20 protein-coding genes are annotated in these 20,305 nt (G+C 39.7%); 9 read left to right on the top strand and 11 right to left on the bottom strand.

Features of this window, described 5'->3' with window-relative positions; all coding sequences use genetic code 11:
• Positions 1-53 precede the first annotated feature (53 nt).
• The 3 genes from ACK1I8_RS11510 to accD form a co-directional block, all read right to left on the bottom strand.
• Positions 54-1,268: a hypothetical protein gene (locus ACK1I8_RS11510; RefSeq protein ID WP_412465535.1), complete on the bottom strand. Its 1,215-nt coding sequence runs from the start codon at positions 1,266-1,268 to the stop codon at positions 54-56.
• A gap of 121 nt (positions 1,269-1,389) precedes the next feature.
• On the bottom strand, positions 1,390-2,937 hold the full coding sequence (locus tag ACK1I8_RS11505) for a M20/M25/M40 family metallo-hydrolase (RefSeq protein ID WP_412465534.1): 1,548 nt from the start codon (positions 2,935-2,937) through the stop codon (positions 1,390-1,392).
• Between the two features lie 345 nt (positions 2,938-3,282).
• Positions 3,283-4,128, bottom strand: coding sequence for an acetyl-CoA carboxylase, carboxyltransferase subunit beta (gene accD / locus ACK1I8_RS11500; RefSeq protein ID WP_412465533.1), 846 nt, complete (start codon positions 4,126-4,128; stop codon positions 3,283-3,285).
• A 309-nt stretch (positions 4,129-4,437) separates the two neighbouring features.
• Here accD and fbaA point away from each other — a divergent pair, with 309 nt between their 5' ends.
• The 3 genes from fbaA (at position 4,438) to ACK1I8_RS11485 (ending at position 6,560) form a co-directional block, all read left to right on the top strand.
• A complete protein-coding gene (fbaA, locus tag ACK1I8_RS11495) occupies positions 4,438-5,517 on the top strand; it encodes a class II fructose-bisphosphate aldolase (protein ID WP_412465532.1) in 1,080 nt (359 codons plus the stop codon).
• A 139-nt stretch (positions 5,518-5,656) separates the two neighbouring features.
• A complete protein-coding gene (locus ACK1I8_RS11490) occupies positions 5,657-6,163 on the top strand; it encodes a low affinity iron permease family protein (RefSeq protein WP_412465531.1) in 507 nt (168 codons plus the stop codon).
• Positions 6,138-6,560 (top strand): GNAT family N-acetyltransferase, encoded by a 423-nt coding sequence (locus ACK1I8_RS11485; protein WP_412465530.1) that lies wholly within the window; start codon positions 6,138-6,140, stop codon positions 6,558-6,560. The genes ACK1I8_RS11490 and ACK1I8_RS11485 overlap by 26 nt, the downstream gene beginning before the upstream one ends.
• Before the next feature lie 131 nt (positions 6,561-6,691).
• Here the strand turns inward: ACK1I8_RS11485 and ACK1I8_RS11480 are convergent, their stop codons facing one another.
• The 7 genes from ACK1I8_RS11480 to ACK1I8_RS11450 form a co-directional block, all read right to left on the bottom strand.
• The gene (locus tag ACK1I8_RS11480; protein WP_412465529.1) at positions 6,692-7,552 is read right to left on the bottom strand and encodes a hydroxymethylglutaryl-CoA lyase; all 861 of its coding nucleotides are present in this window, start codon (positions 7,550-7,552) and stop codon (positions 6,692-6,694) included.
• 91 nt (positions 7,553-7,643) lie between these two features.
• Positions 7,644-8,975, bottom strand: a complete 1,332-nt coding sequence (locus ACK1I8_RS11475; protein ID WP_412465528.1) for an NAD(P)/FAD-dependent oxidoreductase — start codon at positions 8,973-8,975, stop codon at positions 7,644-7,646.
• 368 nt (positions 8,976-9,343) lie between these two features.
• A complete protein-coding gene (gene secDF / locus ACK1I8_RS11470) occupies positions 9,344-12,325 on the bottom strand; it encodes a protein translocase subunit SecDF (RefSeq protein WP_412465527.1) in 2,982 nt (993 codons plus the stop codon).
• A gap of 501 nt (positions 12,326-12,826) precedes the next feature.
• Positions 12,827-13,318 (bottom strand): dihydrofolate reductase, encoded by a 492-nt coding sequence (locus ACK1I8_RS11465; RefSeq protein ID WP_412465526.1) that lies wholly within the window; start codon positions 13,316-13,318, stop codon positions 12,827-12,829.
• 14 nt (positions 13,319-13,332) lie between these two features.
• A complete protein-coding gene (locus ACK1I8_RS11460) occupies positions 13,333-13,605 on the bottom strand; it encodes a type II toxin-antitoxin system YafQ family toxin (RefSeq protein ID WP_412465525.1) in 273 nt (90 codons plus the stop codon).
• A gap of 1 nt (position 13,606) precedes the next feature.
• A complete protein-coding gene (locus tag ACK1I8_RS11455) occupies positions 13,607-13,810 on the bottom strand; it encodes a hypothetical protein (RefSeq protein ID WP_412465524.1) in 204 nt (67 codons plus the stop codon).
• Between the two features lie 20 nt (positions 13,811-13,830).
• Entirely contained in the window at positions 13,831-14,625 is a 795-nt protein-coding gene (locus tag ACK1I8_RS11450) for a thymidylate synthase (RefSeq protein ID WP_412465523.1), read from the bottom strand.
• Positions 14,626-15,136: 511 nt separating this feature from the next.
• Between ACK1I8_RS11450 and ispE the strand changes: the two genes are divergently transcribed.
• From ispE to ACK1I8_RS11420, 6 genes are all read left to right on the top strand, one after another.
• Positions 15,137-15,940: a 4-(cytidine 5'-diphospho)-2-C-methyl-D-erythritol kinase gene (gene ispE / locus ACK1I8_RS11445; protein ID WP_412465522.1), complete on the top strand. Its 804-nt coding sequence runs from the start codon at positions 15,137-15,139 to the stop codon at positions 15,938-15,940.
• Between the two features lie 122 nt (positions 15,941-16,062).
• The gene (locus ACK1I8_RS11440; protein ID WP_412465521.1) at positions 16,063-16,485 is read left to right on the top strand and encodes an OsmC family protein; all 423 of its coding nucleotides are present in this window, start codon (positions 16,063-16,065) and stop codon (positions 16,483-16,485) included.
• A 78-nt stretch (positions 16,486-16,563) separates the two neighbouring features.
• Entirely contained in the window at positions 16,564-17,730 is a 1,167-nt protein-coding gene (locus ACK1I8_RS11435; RefSeq protein WP_412465520.1) for a trans-sulfuration enzyme family protein, read from the top strand.
• A gap of 74 nt (positions 17,731-17,804) precedes the next feature.
• A complete protein-coding gene (locus ACK1I8_RS11430; RefSeq protein WP_412465519.1) occupies positions 17,805-18,485 on the top strand; it encodes a DNA alkylation repair protein in 681 nt (226 codons plus the stop codon).
• Positions 18,486-18,600: 115 nt separating this feature from the next.
• Positions 18,601-19,323, top strand: a complete 723-nt coding sequence (locus ACK1I8_RS11425; protein WP_412465518.1) for a pirin family protein — start codon at positions 18,601-18,603, stop codon at positions 19,321-19,323.
• 59 nt (positions 19,324-19,382) lie between these two features.
• Positions 19,383-19,679 carry a hypothetical protein gene (locus tag ACK1I8_RS11420; protein ID WP_412465517.1) on the top strand — a complete coding sequence of 99 codons (297 nt, stop codon included), beginning with the start codon at positions 19,383-19,385 and terminating at the stop codon, positions 19,677-19,679.
• Positions 19,680-20,018: 339 nt separating this feature from the next.
• On the opposite strand, the gene ACK1I8_RS11415 is transcribed toward ACK1I8_RS11420, so the two are convergent.
• The gene (locus ACK1I8_RS11415; RefSeq protein ID WP_412465516.1) at positions 20,019-20,303 is read right to left on the bottom strand and encodes a hypothetical protein; all 285 of its coding nucleotides are present in this window, start codon (positions 20,301-20,303) and stop codon (positions 20,019-20,021) included.
• Between the last annotated feature and the right edge of the window lie 2 nt (positions 20,304-20,305).

Genomic DNA, 20,305 nt, shown 5'->3' with positions numbered 1-20,305 from the left:
ATAAGGTGCTTAGAATGGCTTTTCCAAAATCTTTTTTATAACATAAACCCTTTTTAGATTTTGTTTACTGCTATCAGCGCTTCATCTTTGCCTTGTATATAATTTTTAATTGAATACTTAATTTTTACATCGGGTTGTAGTGGACCTTTTTTACCTTTCCAGTTTTCCCAATATCTGGTAGAGTAAGCCATAACTATCTTCGATTTTGGTAATTTAAAGCCTCTTACTTCTCCGTAATGGTTGATGTTCCCACTGGTTGCTTCACCTATAAATGTGGCATTCGTATTTTTTTTCAACTCTACAGCATTCATTACAGCTGATGAAAAAGTTTTCTTGCCAATAAGTACAAAGAATTTTCCTTTTTTGTTGAGGTAGCTTTTCTTGATTTCGGTTATAAACGGCCATAAAATACCCGAATTTCCTCCTCTGTTTTCGCGTATGTCAAGCACTAGCTTTTCGGGTTGATATTGATTAATGGTTTTAAATAATTCGCCGTTAAACTGCAAAAAAGGATTGCCAGGATCTTCCTTACATTCATTATAATTGACATATATGGTGTGGAGATCCGGATTAAAGTTGAACCAGTAATTACCTTTTTTCTCTCGGGCGCGCAAAGCAGTGCTGTCATTGTCCAATTGCAGTTCCGTAATGTCATTTCCAGGAATCGCATTAAGCGTTATCCTTTTAATCATATTATTTTTATCGATTAAAGTAAATTCTGCTTCCTGGTCGGAGTTTAAAATCCCCAAACCTTTTAAAAATGCAGGATTATTAAGGTATCGCAAAAGGTGATCGTTAAAGTAGGATTGATTTTCACTCAAAATAACTTCTTTAAATAAGGTTATTATATGGTTTACAGGTATGTTGTTAATGGCAGATAACTTCGAGTATAACATCGCTTTATTTGTAGTATCAATCCTCGTTACATAGATACCTTCTTTGAACAACTCGAACTGAATTGGAAGTATTTTAGTGAATTTTCGTTCTATAAAAGTGTGTTCATCACCAATTGCAACGGTGAGCTTAAACAATTCGGCACTAAATGATTCGTAATCTAAAGTGCCCGTTCTGATTTCAATCATGTCAATCTTTTTAATGAATGCCAAAGAATCTATTTTGGCAAAAAGATTGGTGTGTTTGATTGGTAAAGTTTTTTTAATGTACTCCAGATCTTCAATAAAATCATTCTGCGATAGTGATTGCGAAAAGCACACCTTGATGCTGAGCAAGAATAAAAAGGAGAGCAGTATTTTATTTATATTTTTCATTCTATTTTTTGTCTAAAAGACGACCCTTTTTGGCATAATGTTGCACCTAGCATTTCTCTAAAGAAAATCAAAGGAGCATCTGTTTCCAAATGCTCCTATAAATTCTATTCAGATTCTTTATCTACAATCCACCTTTTCTGTTCGATTTCGTTTGTGCAGGCCAGGTAGCTGGTTTGCCGGTACGTTCATTTACCGGTAAATCTTTTGCTTTTTCAGTTGATGTTTTTTCCGGATCTTCTGATGCCATATAAACCATAACGGCTGCTAAAATTACATTGCTCCTAATTTCGTCGAAAACCAGTTTATCGTAGCTGTCGCGGTTGGTGTGCCAGGTATAGGTACCATAATCCCAACTGGTAGAACTTAAAGAGTAACCCAATGCACCGGCAGCAACAAATGAAGCAAAGTCAGAACCGCCTGCGCCGGGTGTTCCCGGAAAACTGGTCTTGATCTGGTTTTTAATGGTATCTGGTACGGCTGCCAGCCAACGGGTGATATAATCTTTTGATTTAGCAAAACCCTGTCCGCCGATATTAACCACGCGGCCTGTACCGTTATCCTGGTTAAATAACGCCTGCAGGTTGTTCACAATCTCCGGGTGGTCTTCTACAAAGGCCCTCGATCCATTTAAACCCTGTTCTTCGCTGCCCCAGTGTCCTACCAGAATGGTACGTTTGGGGTGAGGATAGATTTTCTTTAAAATACGCATGGCTTCCATCATTAAAATGGTTCCCGAGCCATTATCTGTTGCACCGCTTGCACCATCCCACGAATCGAAATGCGCTGAAAGCATCACATATTCATTTGGTTTTTGCTGGCCTTTAATTTCAGCAATGGTATTAAAAGTGGGTACGGCTCCTAGTTTTTTGGATGCTGTTTCGATTTTAAGCATGGGCTTGTTACCGTTTAAAGCCAAACGATAAACAAGGCCATAATCTTCTACAGATAAATCCAATGTTGGTACCTTTGTGGTATTAGCACCAAAAATCTTATCTACACCAAAACCCTGCGACCAGTTGTTGATCACTACCGCCACAGCGCCTGCATTTTCTAAGGCTACCGGAAGCGTTTTAGCCGTTAAACCCGTTTTAGCTATACTCGCGGCCCATGCTTTTGCAGCTCCAGCTTTTTCTTTCTTAAATTTTTCGAATAAATCTTTTGTGGCAAATTCTTCCCAGTTTTTCTCTGGCCGGCCAGAAAGCTGGTTCATCGAAATCAATACAATTTTACCTTTTACATTGGGTAACCATTTCTGAAACGATACCGAATCAGTAATTTCCGGAAGAATAATTGCCTCGGCATTTATGGTTTTGCCATTGGTCGACGGACTCCAGGCCAATTGTGTACCTTCCAATGTGCGTACCCGCGGACTTACCAGATCGATATGGGTAATTCCTCTTTCCCAGCCAGCCCATTCACCCCATTTTTCGTTTTTGGCTGAAATGCCCCAGTCGCTATATTTTTTTACGGCCCAATCGTTAGCCTGTTTCATCTGTGGCGAACCAACTAAACGCGGACCTATAACATCAAGCAATTCGTGGGCAAGTTTCTCTAATTGAGAGTTTTCATTTACTTCCTTAACAATATTGTCGATTACTTTCCGGTCTTGCGCAAAAAGACTGGTGGAAGCACACAGGAACAATGCAGAAAATAGTAGCTTTTTATTCATAATTAGTTAGGGTTAATGATTTGATGTTGCTAATTTATGAAATATGAAGAACGGTTCAGGTAAGTTAATGGAAATGTTGCAGGAGTTGGGTGGAGGAAGCAGGGATCTTTATATTTCCATCGGATGGCTAAACCCTACTAAGAAACGGTGGTACCTGATTTGATAACCAGCTATCGGGAACCGCGAGAAAAGCCGGGATCTCAATTTTACACGGGGTGACGACTTAAAATAAAAAGCAGGCCTGATTAACCGGAGTTGTTCAAGACCTGCTTTTCTAAATATCAGGAATTTCTTTTTTGGCACCCAGACCAATGATCTAATGGCTAACGAACCATTAAACTGCTTTTAATTATTCATCATTTTAATAAAAGCGCCCAATTTAGCTTTCATGGCTCTTCTATCTACGATAAAATCGAGGAAACCATGTTCCAGAACAAATTCTGAGGTTTGGAAACCTTTAGGCAGGTCTTTTTTAATGGTTTCTTTAATCACTCTTGGACCGGCAAAACCAATTAAAGCACCTGGTTCAGCAATGTTGATATCACCCAGCATGGCATAAGAAGCTGTTACACCGCCGGTAGTTGGATCGGTCAGTAAAGAAATATATGGAACTTTAGCCTGACTTAATAAAGCCAGTTTTGCTGAGGTTTTAGCCATTTGCATCAATGAAAATGCCGCTTCCATCATCCGCGCACCGCCTGATTTGGAGATCATCAGGAACGGGACTTTATGTTTAATGCTATAATCAATCGATCTGGCAATCTTTTCACCTACAACCGATCCCATAGAACCGCCGATAAAAGAAAAATCCATACAGGCAATTACAATGTCCTGTCCTTCAATTTTACCAACCCCGGCACGGATCGCATCTTTTAAGCCGGTTTTAGCCTGGCTTTCTTTAATCCTGTCGGTATAAGGTTTATTATCGTTAAAATTTAAAGGGTCGCCAGATGTGAGGTTAGGGAACAGTTCTTTAAACTGGTTATTATCAAATAAAACCTCAAAATATTCTTTTGAGCCTACTCTCAGGTGATAATCGCAATAATGGCAAACATATTTGTTTTCCTGAAGCTCTGCCTGATGTAGCGGTTTTTTGCAATTCGGACATTTATTCCACAAACCATCTGGTGCTTCTTTTTTCTCCTCTGTTGTAGTGATGATACCTTTTTTTTCTCTCTTAAACCAAGCCATATAATTTTTTGAAGAATTGGATTGCAAAGAAACGAAAAATAAAATAAACTCGAACCTTATTAGCCGTAAAAATAGTCATGGGTTGATTGGTTGACAGTTGATTGCCAATGGTGAAGGTAATTGAAAACTGATTTTTATCTGTTGCCAACCGGAAATCGCAAACTGAAGTGTGTCTTTTTTACACTAAGGATAATGTATTTTTTACACTAAATGGGCCTTATTTTGCTGTCAGGCAAATAATTCTGTTGTTACAAAAGCTTGTAATGTTATTTTTTTTTATAACTTCGGACTTAATAAAATTAACAAGAAATGAGTTTAAAAGGCTACAAAGGCGTAATTTACGGAGATGCCGTTCAGGAATTATTTGAGCAGGCTAAAAAACATCAGTTTGCTTTACCAGCAGTAAATGTTACCGGTACCAATACGGTAAATGCGGTATTGGAAACTGCAAAGGCAGTAAATTCGCCTGTTATGATTCAACTATCTAATGGTGGCGCCCAGTTTTATGCGGGTAAATCATTAGATAATGAGAAATTACAGGCATGTATTTTAGGTGCGGTATCTGCAGCTAAACATGTACACTTATTAGCAGAACATTATGGTGTTGCAGTGGTTTTACATACCGACCATGCCGCTAAAAAATTATTGCCATGGATTGATGGATTATTGGATCACGGTGAAAAATTCTTTGCTGAAACCGGCAAACCTTTGTTTTCTTCTCACATGTTAGATTTATCAGAAGAGTCTATTGAAGAAAACATGGAAATTTCTGCAAAATACTTAGCACGTATGGCTAAAATGAACATGACTATCGAAATCGAGCTTGGGGTAACCGGAGGTGAAGAAGATGGCGTGGATAATAGCGATGTAGACAGCTCTAAATTATATACACAGCCTAGCGAAGTGGCTTATGCTTACGAAGAATTAAGCAAAGTTTCTCCACGTTTTACCGTTGCTGCTGCTTTTGGTAATGTACACGGTGTTTATAAACCCGGCAACGTAAAATTACAACCGGTAATTTTGAAAAACTCTCAGGATTTTATCAAAGAAAAATTCAGCTTAACAGCAGAGAAACCGATCAATTTTGTATTTCATGGTGGTTCTGGTTCATCTCAGGAAGAAATCAGGGAAGCCATCTCTTATGGTGCAATTAAAATGAATATTGATACGGACATGCAGTGGGCATTCTGGGAAGGTATTTTAGACTATTACAAAAAGAATGAAGGTTATCTTCAAAGCCAGATCGGTAATCCTGATGGCGATGATAAACCCAACAAAAAATATTACGATCCACGTGTATGGTTACGTAAAGGTGAAGAAACTTTTGTAAAGCGTTTAACTACCGCTTTCGAAGATCTGAACTGTATCAACGTTAACGATAAGCTTTAAGAGTTTAAAAAGTTAAAAGGCTGTAACGTTGCAGCTTTTCAAACTTTCAACATTATAACGTAGCGAAAGCGCCATGGGTTTAAAAACTTATGGCGCTTTTATTTGTTTTTATGGTTATATTTAAGCAAACAAATTTGTCATGGCAAAATCTAAAAACGATAGCAATAAAAATAACTTTTTTGAGAAATTTGCGAATGCGGCAACCAAGTTTACGGGTAGTTCTACTGCGTTCATTGCTGCAACTGCAATTGTGATTCTTTGGGCAGTAACCGGGCCAGTCTTCAATTACTCGGAAACCTGGCAACTGGTCATTAACACCGGAACCACCATTATTACTTTTTTAATGGTTTTCCTGATTCAGAAAGCACAAAATAAAGACGGAAAGGCAATTCAGTTGAAATTAAATGAGTTGATCGCTGCACAACAGGGTGCAAGCAACCGGATGGTAGATATTGAAGACCTGAGCGAAAAAGAACTGGATCAGTTGCATAAATTTTATGTCGCGATTGCTACACTCGCCAAAAAAGAGGCCGATATTCATTGTTCGCACTCGATAGATGTAGCCAAAGCATTAAATGAATCGAAATTAAAATCGAATAAACACTTTAAACACCACGATAATGAGCCTGCACGTTCAAAAAGTTAACCACCCCGAAGATTTAGATAAAGTATTTGCGATACGTAAAATTGTTTTTGTAGATGAACAGAATTGTCCGCCAGAGCTGGAATGGGAACACGAAGATGAATCAACACACTTTCTGGCAACCATAAACGGACAGCCTTGCGGTGCCTGTAGGTGGCGAAAAACAGACAAGGGTTACAAATTAGAGCGCTTTGCAGTTCTTAAAGAGTTCAGAGGACAGGGGGTAGGCCGTGCACTAATAGCTGAAGCCTTATCTGATTTGCCAGAGGATGCACATTATATTTACTTGAATTCTCAATTGGATGCCATGAGTTTGTACGCCAAGTTTGGTTTTGTAGCGGAAGGGGAGCAGTTTGAGGAGGCTGGCATACAACATTTTAAAATGGTGAAGCAGGTTTAAGTAGCTAGTGAGGATATAAATCATAAATCGTCATTTCGACTGAAGCACAGCGAAATGGAGAAATCTGTAAGTATAGATTTCTCGACTGCATTTCACTTCGCTCGAAATGACGACCCCTGAGTGAAAAAAAATTACCCGAATACCTTCCCCGAAAAAGCCATCGCTTCCTCCCATTTATCCATATTTAACCCTAAATTTTCACCTTTGGCATTCAAAACGCTAATTACGTCTTCTGTAGCAATATTTCCGGTGAGGTCATCGGCGGCCATCGGGCAGCCACCAAAGCCTTTTAATGCAGCGTCAATGCGTTTAACTCCCGATTGATATGCAGCTTCAATCTTTTCAAATCGCTCCGCAGGAGTGGAGTGCAAATGAATGCCGATTTCTGTTTGATCAAACCTTGCAATTAATTTAGGCAATATTGTTTCTATCTTTTCCGGTGTGGACACGCCTACAGTATCGGCCAGCGACAAAATTTCTACTCCTTTGTTTACCAGTACATCAGCCCACTTTTCTACAATTTCATAATTCCATTCATCACCATAAGGATTTCCGAAGCCCATAGACAAATAAACTACTCCTTTCTTGCTATTTTTGGCACAAATCGAAAGCATTTCTTCTATCGTATTTAGTGATTGAGCGATACTCGAATTGGTATTACGTTGTTGGAAGGTTTCAGAGATCGAAAAGGGGAAGCCCAGATAATCAACCGCTTCATGCTTCACTGCTTCCTCCACACCCCTTAAATTAGCTACAATAGCCAAAAGTTTGGTGTTGGTATGGCTTAAATCCAGCTTTGCCAAAACTTCAGCAGTATCTGCCATTTGCGGAATGGCTTTAGGCGAAACAAAACTGCCAAAATCAAGTGTATCGAAACCAACCTGTAGCAGTAGATTTAAATATTCAACTTTAAGCGCCGTCGGAATGAAACCGTGCAATCCCTGCATGGCATCGCGCGGACATTCTATTAATTTAAAATTGTTTTGGCTCATATTTTCGGTTTAACTGCAAAATGCGCAAAGTTTTTCGCAAAGAAAAGAAGAAGCTGCAAACAAATTTTTAACACTAAAGTTACCCTAAACCCTAAGAAACATTAACCTCTTTCACAGCAGGTATCTCTTCGCGGTAATCCACACTCCGGTCTTTCGCAAAGGTTCTGATAATCAACCGGGTTCCTCTATCATAACTAAAATAACTCCAAACCCAGTTAACAAAAACAATGATCTTGTTTCTGAAGCCCACCAATGTCATTAAGTGAACAAACATCCAGGTAAACCAGGCAAATACCCCCTGGAAACGGATTTTGCCGATATCTACAACGGCTTTGTTTCTGCCAACGGTAGCCATAGAGCCTTTATCGAAATATTTAAATTTCTCCAAAGGTTTATTTTCTTTGATGTTGATCAGGTTTTTAGCCAGGTGGTGTCCTTGCTGGATAGCGGCCGGTGCAACGCCGGGGTGACCATTAGGCGTATCTTCATCAATAATAGCGGCCACATCGCCAATGGCGTATACATTTTGATAACCCACCACTAAATTTTGGGTATCTGTTTTCAATCTGCCTCCCCTTACCACTTCTGCTTTGTCTAAGCCTGCTAACAATTCTCCTTTTACACCTGCACTCCAGATTACGGTAGAGCTTAAAATTGGTGCTTTATCCTGTAAAGTGAGTGTATGTCCGTCATAACTTAATACCCGGGTTTCGTTCATGATCTGTACGCCCATGTCGGTCAGGAAATCTTTGGCTTTTTTCTGTGCCTGTGGCGACATTACACCCAGTAATTCCGGCGAATTTTCGATCAGGTAAATATTAACCTTGCTTAGATCCATTTCGGGATAATCGTTCGGAATAACATGTCTTTTAAGTTCTGCAATGGCACCGGAGGTTTCGACACCGGTTGGGCCACCACCAACTACAACAAAGTTGAGCAGGGCATTTTTTTTATCGGGATCTTTTTCAATCAGCGATTTTTCGAAATTCTGTAAAATCAAACTTCTCAAATCCAGTGCTTCCGGGATAGATTTCATGGGCATGGAATTCGCCTCAATTTCTTTATTACCAAAAAAATTACTGGTAGAACCAGTAGCGATAACCAGATAATCGTATTTAATTCTGCCAATATCCGTTTGTAAACAGTTTTCTGCTGCATTAACTGCTGTAACTTTGGTTACGCGAAAAATCAGGTTTTTCTGTCCCTTAAAAATCTTTCTTAATGGAAATGCAATTGAATCGGCTTCTAAACCTCCTGTAGCTACCTGATAAAGTAGGGGCTGGAAAGTGTGGTAATTATGTTTATCAAGCATGACTACCTGAAAAGGTTTGTTCTTCAAACGCTTGGCTAATTCAATGCCGCCAAATCCACCGCCAACTATAACTACTCTAGGGTATTCGCTTTTAGGAAGTTGTAAATCCATTTTATTTCCGTTTATCTATTCTTTAAGTAACAAAAAGATAGCCAAAAGGTTTAAAGAATGTGGTTTTCACGGTTATTCCAGCTTAAAAAAGGAGATATAACGCTGGTATGACGAAGTGGGATTTTAAAGATTTCTTAGCAGCATTTTAAGTTAACTAAACCTGATGGTAGTGAGCATGGAGCGCAGCGAATAAAACGAACAGCAGGGCTATCGGAACCGAAGCGCCACAGGCATTGCTTTTCGAAAGAAATAGAAAGCTTTGAGACTTTTATCTTTTAAACCTGATAGGTTTTTAAAACCTATCAGGTTTGGCACAAAAAAAAGCGCCCCGATAAATCGAGGCGCTTACATTTTTATATTTTAATCTCTTATTTTTTCTCAGCTGAGCTACCCAAATCAATTACGATAGGCGTAGAGATACATAGTGATGAGTACGTACCGATGATACGACCGATTAACAAGGCGAAAATAAATCCGCGGATGCTATCGCCACCAAAAATGAAGATCACCAATAATACGAAGAATACAGTTAATGAAGTTAAAATGGTACGGCTTAAGGTACTGTTCAGTGCGAAATTGATTAAGTTATTACGCGCTTCGCCATGTAAATCTTCTTTGCCAGATTCTTTTAATTTCTCACGGATACGGTCGAATACAACAACCGTCTCTGTCATGGTGTAACCCATTACGGTTAAAATTGCAGCGATAAAATCCTGACCGATTTCTAATGAGAATGGCATCACACCGTCTAAGATGGTATAGAAAGATAATACCATTAAAACGTCGTGGAATAATGCAATTACTGCACCTAAACCATACTGCCATTTTTTGAATCGCACTACGATGTAGATAAACATGAATAAACATGAGATCAACACTGCGTAGAAAGCGCCGTTTACAATATCACTTGCAATGATAGGCGTTACTTTTTGCGAACTTACAATTTCATATTTTGAACCTGTCAGGCCTTTATTTAAAGCATCTTCTACAACTTTATCCGTTTTAATGTCCTGATCTTCGATGTGGAAAGTAGTGGTGATTTTTACCTGACTATCTTCACCTGCAGTTTTAACCTCAGGTGTTTCGTTACCGAAAACCGGGTTTAACTTGGCTTTTAAATCTTCAGTATTAACGGCTTTATCAAAGTGAACCAAATAAGTTCTGCCCCCTTTAAAATCTACACCTAAGTTTAAACCGCCATTTTTGAAGTACATCCCAATACCGGCAATAATAATGATGGTAGAGATGATGTAATAGATTTTACGACGGCCGACAAAGTTGAAGGCCAGGTTTTTAAAGGCATTACGGGTAAGGCTGTTATCGAAACTTACATCGATTTTGCGGTTTAACAACGATTCGAAAACTACTCTCGAAATGGCCACAGCAGCAAATAATGAAGAAAGGATACCGATACACAATGTAGTGGCAAAGCCTTGAACCGGACCGCTGCCAAAAACATAAAGAATAGCACCTAAAATAAACAAGGTTACGTTTGAGTCGATAATGGAAGGCATTGCATGTTTGAAACCTTCTTTAATCGCAGCAGCAGTGTTCCTGCCATGTGCAAGTTCTTCACGTACACGCTCAAAAATCAGGATGTTTGCATCTACCGATAAACCAATGGTTAATACGATACCAGCGATACCAGGTAAGGTTAATACTGCACCAAGTGATACCAAAACACCAATGATGAAGAATAAGTTGATTAACAAGGCAAAGTTGGCCACCCAGCCTGCACGGTGGTAATACAACGCCATGAAGATCAGGATGACGATAAAGGCAATTACAAATGAGATTAAACCATCGTGAATAGCCTGCGCACCTAAGGTTGGACCAACGATATAGCTACCGGCGATACGTGCAGGAGCAGGTAATTTACCCGCTTTTAAGATGTTGGATAAATCTTTGGTATCAGCCTGGGTAAAGTTACCGGTGATTGATGAAACGCCACCGGCAATCTCATTTTGTACGGTAGGGGCCGAATAAACCTGATTATCCAATACAATTGCGATTGATTTTTTGTTGTTTGGATCAGCAGCAGCTTCGGCAGTAATTTTTTTCCATTTCGCAGCACCTTCACTGGTCATGTACATCGTTACTTCCGGTTTGCCATGCTGATCAAAGTCCGCACGCGAATCGCTGATGGCCTCACCACCTAAATCCGGTTTACCATCTGCGCTAACCACTTTAATGGCATATAATTCGAAAACTTTCGAACCTTCTCTGGGTTTAACACTCCACATAAATTTCATCGTAGATGGAATCGATGCAGCAACTTCAGGAAGTTTTAAATAAGCATTAACCTTTGCTGTATCTTTTTGTAGCGACATACCCACAACTGCACCAGGCATTAATTGCTCTTGTCCGTTTTCGCCTCGGTAAATAGGAAGGTTAAGAACAGCATAAAGTGGATTAGATTTAATCAATTCGGCTCTGACTGCGCTCGAATCTTTTTTACCTAAGCCAGCAAGTTTGCCGCCTTTAGCCGATGTATCTTTAGCAGCAGCTTTTTCAAGGCCCGCTAATTTACCACCGGCAGCCGGAGCAGCAGTTGTATCTTTAGCAGCAGGTGCATCATTTTTTAATGTTGCCGCTAAAATTTTATTGATGTTTTCTAACAGTGGTGCAACTTCCTGTACCTGGTATACCTGCCAGAACTGTAATTCGGCAGAACCCTGTAAAAGTTTTGCAATACGTTCTTTATCCTGCACACCCGGCATTTCGATCAGGATACGGTTACTGCCTTCTTGTTTTTGCATGTTCGGACTAACTACCCCGAAACCATCAATACGTGAGCGTAGAACCGTAAATGAACGATCAATAGCACTGTTTGCTTCTTTTTCTAAGAAAGATTCAACTTCACTATTGCTTGCGTTAGGTTTCAACTGAGATGCGTTATCCTGATTAGAAAAATAATCTGCAAGTTTTACTCCAGGGCTTAATTTTTCGAATTCATCAACAAAAATTTTGATGTAATCTTTACCGCCGGCATTTAATTTGATCTGTGCGTTTTGAATTGCTTTGTTGAAATTCGCATCAGTAGGGTTACCTGCCAATGATTTTACCAACTCCGCTAACGATATCTCCATCGTTACGTTCATTCCGCCTTTTAAGTCCAGACCCAAATTAATCTCTTTCGCTTTTACCTCTTGATAAGTAAACCCAACAACTGGATAAACTTTTTCGGTACTCATCGAATCTAAGTAAGCCTTTTCTTTGGCTAAGTCACCTTTCGCATAGTTTTTTGCGTCTTTTTCTACCTTGGATGCCACCAAAGTAAAAGAAAGTGCATACGCACAAACGATAGCCAATACTATCGCTATAAACTTAATAAAACCTTTTCCTTGCATTGTTTGTTTAAAATAATTTGTCTTTCGCTGTTTTTTAACAAGTCGGCAAATCTAATTAAATTTTTAAATTATAGAACCCCTTAATTGATAATTTATTAAGATTAATTTTTATCGGGCATCAATCCTCAGCTATTCATCAGGCAGAATTTATTTTAGCGGGCTAAATTTAGAATGAAATTGATTTGGAAAGCAATTGTAGCAGCTTTTGGGATGAGGTTCCTCCGGCTGATGTGTCAACTTTTTCAACTGTTGTTATGTTGAGGAACGAAGTATCTTTTCATTCATAAGTTTCCAGCGAGTTAAAGATCTTTTTGCTGGAAAGCAATACCTGTGTTTCTTTGGCTCCCACAGTCCCGCTGTCCGTTTTATTTCGCTGCGCTCCATGCTCACTGCCATCGGGTTTAACTGGCAGGGGTAGAGGTGCTATTAGCATCGGATAACTTGTAGAAAAGTGCTTTGCGTTTTTGCGAAGTTCTCAGCGTTCTTTGCGGTTAAATTGAATTAAATCCTTTCTAAAACCTCAAAAGTGTAGTCGTACTTATTCTTTTCGTCGGCTTTATGTGGTTCACAGCTCACTGTTTTCCATTCTTTCCGGTCAATTTCAGGGAAAAAAGTATCGGCGTCAAAACTATGGTGGATAGTGGTTAAATAAAGCATCTGCGTTTTAGGCAATGCTTGTTTATAAATCTCAGCACCGCCAACAATAAATACTGGTTTGTCCTCTGTTTTGGTAATTGTCAAAGCTTCATCTAAGCTATTAACCACCTCGACACCGTCAATTTTTAATTCAGGATCTCTGGTAATCACAATGTTCCTGCGGTTCGGTAATGGCTTGCCTACGGAATCGAACGTTTTGCGACCCATGATCACGGTATGTCCGGAAGTGGTTTGTTTAAAAAACTTCAAATCGGCCGGCATGTGCCACAATAGCTGGTTGTTTTTACCTATCGCGTAATTTTCGCCAACGGCTACGGCTATTGAAATATTGTTCATTAAATATTAATGGTTTAAAATAGATCAGAGTGGGTTCCCAATCTATCAAGGTAAATTTCTTTTTTAATATCATCCTGAAGCCAGGTCATCAACCAATCTCCTTTTATATGACATTCCCAGAAGCCATTATAATTTCCAATTAAAATATGTGACTTGTATTTTGGAGGTAGCTTACCATTCTCTCTAAGGATTTTAAGTACTGTTTCTAAAAGAGAAATGTCGTAATTACGTTTTATGCAGCGCCTATAATCTTTTTTAAACTGATTTGAAAAAGATATAGCGTACATGTTATGAATTTAATTTTTCCATTAAATCCGAATGACTGGAAGATTTTGTTAATCCTTCACCTTTAATAGTCTTTTTCATCGAAGCCACAGTGATTTTGTTCGGTTTTTTTTCCGTTTCGGTATTGATAACAACCCCGAGCTCTTGTAAAAGCTGTTTAACTAAACTGCTTTTCTTTTCTGGTACGCTGATTAAAAAAGTTTCCATATACAAATATACTAATTCCCTTAAACCGCCACAACACCTTTTATATGCGGATGCGCTTCATAGTTTTCCAGTGTAAAGTCTTCAAACTTAAAATCAAAAATGCTTTTCACATCAGGATTGATTTTCATCGTTGGAAGCGGTTTAGGCTCGCGGCTTAACTGCAGGTTGGCCTGTTCGATATGGTTATTGTACAAATGCGCATCACCAAGGGTGTGGATAAAATCTCCGGCTTCAAGACCGCAAACCTGTGCCACCATCATGGTAAGCAAGGCGTATGAAGCAATGTTGAAAGGGACACCCAGAAAAATATCGGCACTTCGCTGATATAACTGGCAGCTTAATTTCCCATCGGCCACATAAAATTGAAAAAAAGCGTGACAAGGAGGTAAAGCCATATTTTCGATTTCGGCTACATTCCAGGCAGAAACGATAATCCTGCGCGAATCGGGATTGTTTTTAATGGTATTGATCATATTGGTAATCTGATCGATATGCTGCCCGTCTGGTGTTGGCCAGCTTCTCCATTGTGAGCCATAAACAGGCCCAAGGTTGCCATTCTCATCCGCCCATTCATCCCAGATCCGGACACCGTTCTCTTTGAGGTATTTGATGTTGGTATCACCACTTAAAAACCAGATCAGTTCGTGGATAATAGATTTTAAATGCAGTTTCTTCGTGGTTACCATCGGAAAGCCTTCCTGAAGGTTAAAACGCATCTGATAGCCAAAAACGCTTATGGTTCCGGTGCCTGTACGATCGTGCTTTTGTGCGCCATGATCAAGCACATGCTGCATTAAATCTAAATATTGTTTCATACACTCCAAACCCCTTAAAGGGTTTTAAATTTAAAATAAATAATTAATTACAAATATCTAAAATTTATCAGGTGTTGTAAATCAATTTTATAAACACTATGCATTTACTAACATTTGGCCGATAATTGTTTTTGAAATGAAAGTGCATCGGTAATGGGGGCCTTTCGTCCTGCTTTGTACTTCAAGTCCTCACTCATACTTCGCTCCGGGCTTTGTGTTTCAACCAGTTTATGATTAAGGGTTTGTGCGAACCGGGCATAGTTGCAGTAATCAGCTCATTAGCCCCGGGTGCAGCGATACCCCGCAGTGAGGAGGCACGACGAAGCGAAGCGTAAAAGCGGAACACGGGAAGAAAGGAAGTAATAGTTTCTGTCATTGCGCTCCAAAACATGAATATAAAAATACCGCCAAAGCCCATGGAGTAAAAAACACTTTGTATGTTTGCAAAATGAGCCAATTGCTGTTTTTGCAATTAGGACTCAAGACTTACGACTTAAGACTCAGGACTAAAATGCTATCTTTCCCCAACGCGAAAATAAACCTTGGCCTAAACATTACCGAAAAACGTGCAGACGGTTATCATAATCTCGAAACAGTTTTTTATCCGGTCGATATCAGGGATGCAGTTGAAATTACCGATGCAGCGATAACTTCCTGCAAAATTCATGGTATTGATATTCCAGGCGATCCGAACGATAACCTGTGTTTCAAAGCTTATCAGTTAGTGAAAAAGGATTTTGATATTCCTGCACAGCAGATCAATTTGCTGAAAAATATTCCGGTTGGTGCAGGTTTGGGTGGAGGATCAGCTGATTGTGCTTTTCTGATCAAACTATTAAATGATAAATTCAGTTTGGGGCTGTCAGTTGGTAAAATGGAAGGTTATGCACGTCAGTTAGGGGCCGACTGCGCATTTTTTATTGAAAACAAGCCTGTTTATGCATTTAATAAGGGTGATGAATTTGAAAAGTGCGGAGTAGACTTGTCAGCCTGGTTTAAGGTTTTGGTAAAACCACCTGTACATGTTAGTACAGCGGATGCTTATGCGCACGTAAAACCACAGAAACCTTTGCAATCTTTAAAAGAAATGATACATTTGTGTCCAACAACATGGAAAAATAAGGTTATCAACGATTTCGAGCCATCGGTATTCGCAAAGTATCCCCAAATTCGTCAAATAAAAACCAGTTTATACGATGCAGGCGCAACATTCGCTTTGATGAGTGGCAGCGGTTCGTCGGTTTTTGCAATTTTCGACCATCCGGTTAAGTTGCCTGAACTGGAGCAAAACAACGCTGTATTTTATGGTATATAAGCTGGGGGCATAGCGTTCAGAAAACACATGTTAGGGTATAAATAATAAATTTAAGGAAGCGGGTTGGAAGGTAGAAGGCTTAAGGTCTGGAGGCCTGATACTCAATACTCGATATAATTAATATGAATATAAATCTAGTCCGCAAGAGCGGGAAATTTAATTTTGAGGCAGAAAACGAGAGCGGTTTTACGGTAGAGCTGGATGCCAAAGCTGCCATTGGTGGCGAGGGAAAAGGTTTCAGGCCGATGGAAATGTTACTTATCGGATTAGGGGGCTGTAGTGGCATTGATATGGTAAACGTGCTTACCAAGCAGAAGGAGCCGCTTGATGATATTAAAATCGCTATAAATGCCACACGTAAAGACGAAGAAATGCCTCCGATTTTTGATGTAATCGATATCCATTTCGATTTATTCGGCGATTTAAGCATCAAAAAAGTGGAGCGTGCGTTAGCGATGACTTTCGATAAGTACTGTTCCGTATCGAACATTTTAGGCCGTTCAGCAACAATTAATTTTACTTATACCATAAACAGTAACAGGTAGCAAGTATGGAGTAGCAAGATAAGTTCTTGATACTCGGTACGCATCCTGATACCTGATACCCAAATCTTGATACTAAAAATGAAATCTGAAAATTTTGAAACCATAGCTATACGTACACAAACCGAACGCAGTTTACATAAAGAGCATTCATCGCCGATTTACCTGACATCGAGTTATAAGTTCGATGACGCAGAAGAAATGCGTGCGCTGTTTGCCAATGAAAAGGAGGGTAACGTTTATAGCCGTTATTCTAATCCAAATACTTCAGAGTTTATTGAAAAAATGTGCCTGCTGGAAGGTGCAGAAGATGGTTTTGCCACTGCAACGGGTATGGCCGCCATTTTTACCACGTTTGGTGCATTTTTGAAAAACGGCGATCATTTGGTGTCAAGCCGATCGGTTTTTGGATCGACCCATCAATTGCTGACCAATGTTTTTTCCAATTGGGGGGTAACTTTCGATTATGCAGATTTAGATAAACCACAAGACTGGGAGGCTTTGATTAAGCCCAATACCAAAATGATTTTCGTTGAAACTCCGTCTAATCCTGGTATCGACATCATCGATCTTGAATTTTTGGGCAATCTGGCTAAAAAACATCAGATTTTGCTGGTGGTTGATAATTGCTTTGCCACACCATATCTGCAACAGCCCATTAAATTTGGCGCGCACATTTCTATCCATTCAGCTACCAAATATATCGATGGGCAAGGCCGTGTGTTAGGAGGGATTATTTTAGGTGCCAAAGAACTAATTGCAGATGTGATTGGTTTTGCCCGTCACAGCGGTCCGGCGTTATCACCTTTCAACGCATGGATATTATCTAAAAGTTTAGAAACTTTGGCTATCCGGATGGACCGGCATTGCGAAAACGCTTTAAAAGTTGCTGAATATTTAGAAAAGCACCCAAAAATTAAATTGGTTAAATATCCGTTTTTATCGTCGCATCCTCAATATGACATCGCTAAAAAGCAAATGAAACAGGGTGGAGGCATTGTAACCATTGTGGTTGATGGTGGTATAGATGCTGCACGTAAATTTATGGACGGTTTGCAACTGTTTTCGATCTCGGCAAACCTGGCTGATACGCGTTCTATTGCGACACATCCCGCAACCAGTACGCACAGCAAACTCACTGAAGAGCAACGCAATGAAGTGGGCATTGAACAGGGATCTATCCGTTTATCGATCGGTTTAGAGCATATCAACGATATTTTGGCCGATATTGAGCAGGCCCTGGCTTAACGGTTTAGATTTTAAAGAATTCAGTAAAAATTTTTCCAGTATCTGACCTCTAAATGAGCGTTTTATAGTGTGTTATGAATGATATTACTTTTATTCTTTCCGAACTCGAATCGATCAGTGAGCCTGAATACTTAAAAAAGATGGCCCATTTTGGGATTGATACTTCCAAAGCCTATGGTATCCGTGTGCCAGCTATCCGCAAGCTGGCCAAAGTAGTCGGTAAAAATCAGGAACTTTCTTTATTGCTTTGGGAAACCGGATTTCATGAGGCCCGTCTGTTAGCTATCTTTATTGGCGATTATAAAAAGGTTGGAGAAGCGCAGATAAATGCGTGGACAAGAGATTTTAACTCCTGGGATATATGTGATCAGGCTTGTGGCAATCTTTTCGTTAAAACGCCTTATTTTAAGCCCAAGGTTTTTGAATTTACACAGGCCGATGCAGAATTTGTGAAGCGTACTGGTTTTGTATTGATGGCTGAAGCTGCAGTACACCTTAAAAAAGAACCGGATGAGACTTTTTTGGGTTTTCTACCCATCATTGAAAGGGAGGCTTATGATCACCGGAATTTCGTTAAAAAAGCCATGAACTGGGCCCTTAGGCAGATTGGCAAACGAAATGCTTTCCTGCATGAGCAGGCTATCCTAACGGCGAATAATATCCTGACTCAGAATAATAAGAAAGCCGATTGGGTGGCTTTAGGTGCTTTAAGAGAACTTAATAGTGATACTGTATTGGCCAGGCATGGCGTGTAGCGGTTGTTAACTGCAAACTGCTGAAAAAAACTCCAGACTACGCTTTCTTACCCTACATCAATGCCGGTTCAATATCACTGCTGTACATTTGTATCATCAATAAGAAAGGAAATTTATGTCACAGTTTATTTTGCACAAAGCAAACACCCGCGGTCATGCCAATCATGGCTGGTTAAATGCACACCATTCATTCAGTTTTGCGAATTACTACAATCCGGAAAGAATGCATTTCGGGGTTTTAAGGGTTTTAAATGATGACTTGATTGACGGTGGTATGGGCTTTGGTACCCACCCGCACGATAATATGGAAATTATTACCATCCCGTTAGCGGGTGCCATTGCACACAAGGATAGTATGGGTAATTCGGCCGTGATCAAAAATGGGGAAATCCAGGTGATGAGTGCCGGAACAGGTGTAAGTCATAGCGAGTTTAATGCCAATGCAGATGAGCAATTAAATTTACTGCAAATCTGGTTGTTCCCCAACAAGAAAAACGTTACGCCACGTTACGACCAGCAAACGCTGGATGTTGAAGCAAGGCACAATAATTTTCAACAGATTTTGTCCCCCAATACAGATGATGCTGGTGTATGGATCCATCAGGATGCCTGGTTCTCGTTAGGTAAATTTGATGCAGGTTTTGAAACCGAATATAAAATCAAAAAAGCAGGCAATGGTATTTATGCTTTTGTGATCAGTGGAGAAGTAACCATAAACGGGCAGGTGTTGGGCAAAAGAGATGGTTTAGGTGTTTGGGATACCGATAGCATCAGTTTTAAAGCCAACACTGCTGATGCAGAGGTTTTGTTAATGGATGTGCCGATGGAATTAAACTAAAAATAAATTTAACCAAACCCCGCAGGTTCAAAAACCTGCGGGGTTTATTGATTAAAAATATGCAAACTACCATACTTTATATCGGAAGAGATACTGAAATTACTACCGTAATGGCGCGGCTGTTAAATGCCAGATCGGAGTGGAAAGGAATTTGCGTGTGCTCGGATGATGAGGCCATTTCCATTTGCAGAGAACAGCACATAGACCTGGTTCTGCTCGGAAACGGAATTGATGCCGGATGTGAAAAGGCATTAAGGGAAAAATTAACAGAAATTAAGCCCGGTGTGAAGATTATCCAACATTATGGTGGTGGAAGCGGGCTTCTTTATGGGGAGATCATGACGGCACTAAATTGAGTAAGAAATATTTTTTACACTTTGCTATTACTCCCTCAAAGAGCTGCAGTTGCCAATCCACCTAAACGGGATTGCAGCGATATCCTTTTAAAATTAGTACCTGCTTCCGTTTTACTGTGATGCTGAGGTACGAAGCGTCTGTAAGCGATGACACAGATGCTTCGTACCTCAGCATGACAATTGCATTTTAAAAGATTTAGCGAAAAGCCCGACTGTCAAACAATAGCGCTGCAGAACTTGCTTTTCAAAACACTTTAAGCTAATCTCATTAAAGCCGGTTGTACGCACGAAAAATAAATCTTGATGGCTGTGAGACACAGACCATGGAATTTTTGGGCTTTAGCTAATGTAATCTCTATCCTCGTCGCTTAAGGTATTTTTATTTTCTATCGTAGGTTGATTTCTCTCAATCTCATCATCATAACTGCTAACCGTTTTTCTGGGTCTGCCTACCACAAAGCCAATAATAAAACCCACAATAATACAAACACCAATAACGATCAGCTTAGATACCTGAACATCGTTTGCAACTATAAAGTTAAAGGGTACTTCATCACTGTTTAAAAATAAAAAGGCGGTTAGCAATGCGGTCAAAATAATAATGGAAATTGTTTTTGCGCTCATGG

Source organism: Pedobacter sp. KLB.chiD (genome assembly GCF_047040275.1).
In the GTDB taxonomy this organism is placed as follows: Bacteria; Bacteroidota; Bacteroidia; order Sphingobacteriales; family Sphingobacteriaceae; genus Pedobacter.
Note: the sequence above shows the minus strand (reverse complement) of the source record. Positions and strands in the feature narration are given on the sequence as shown.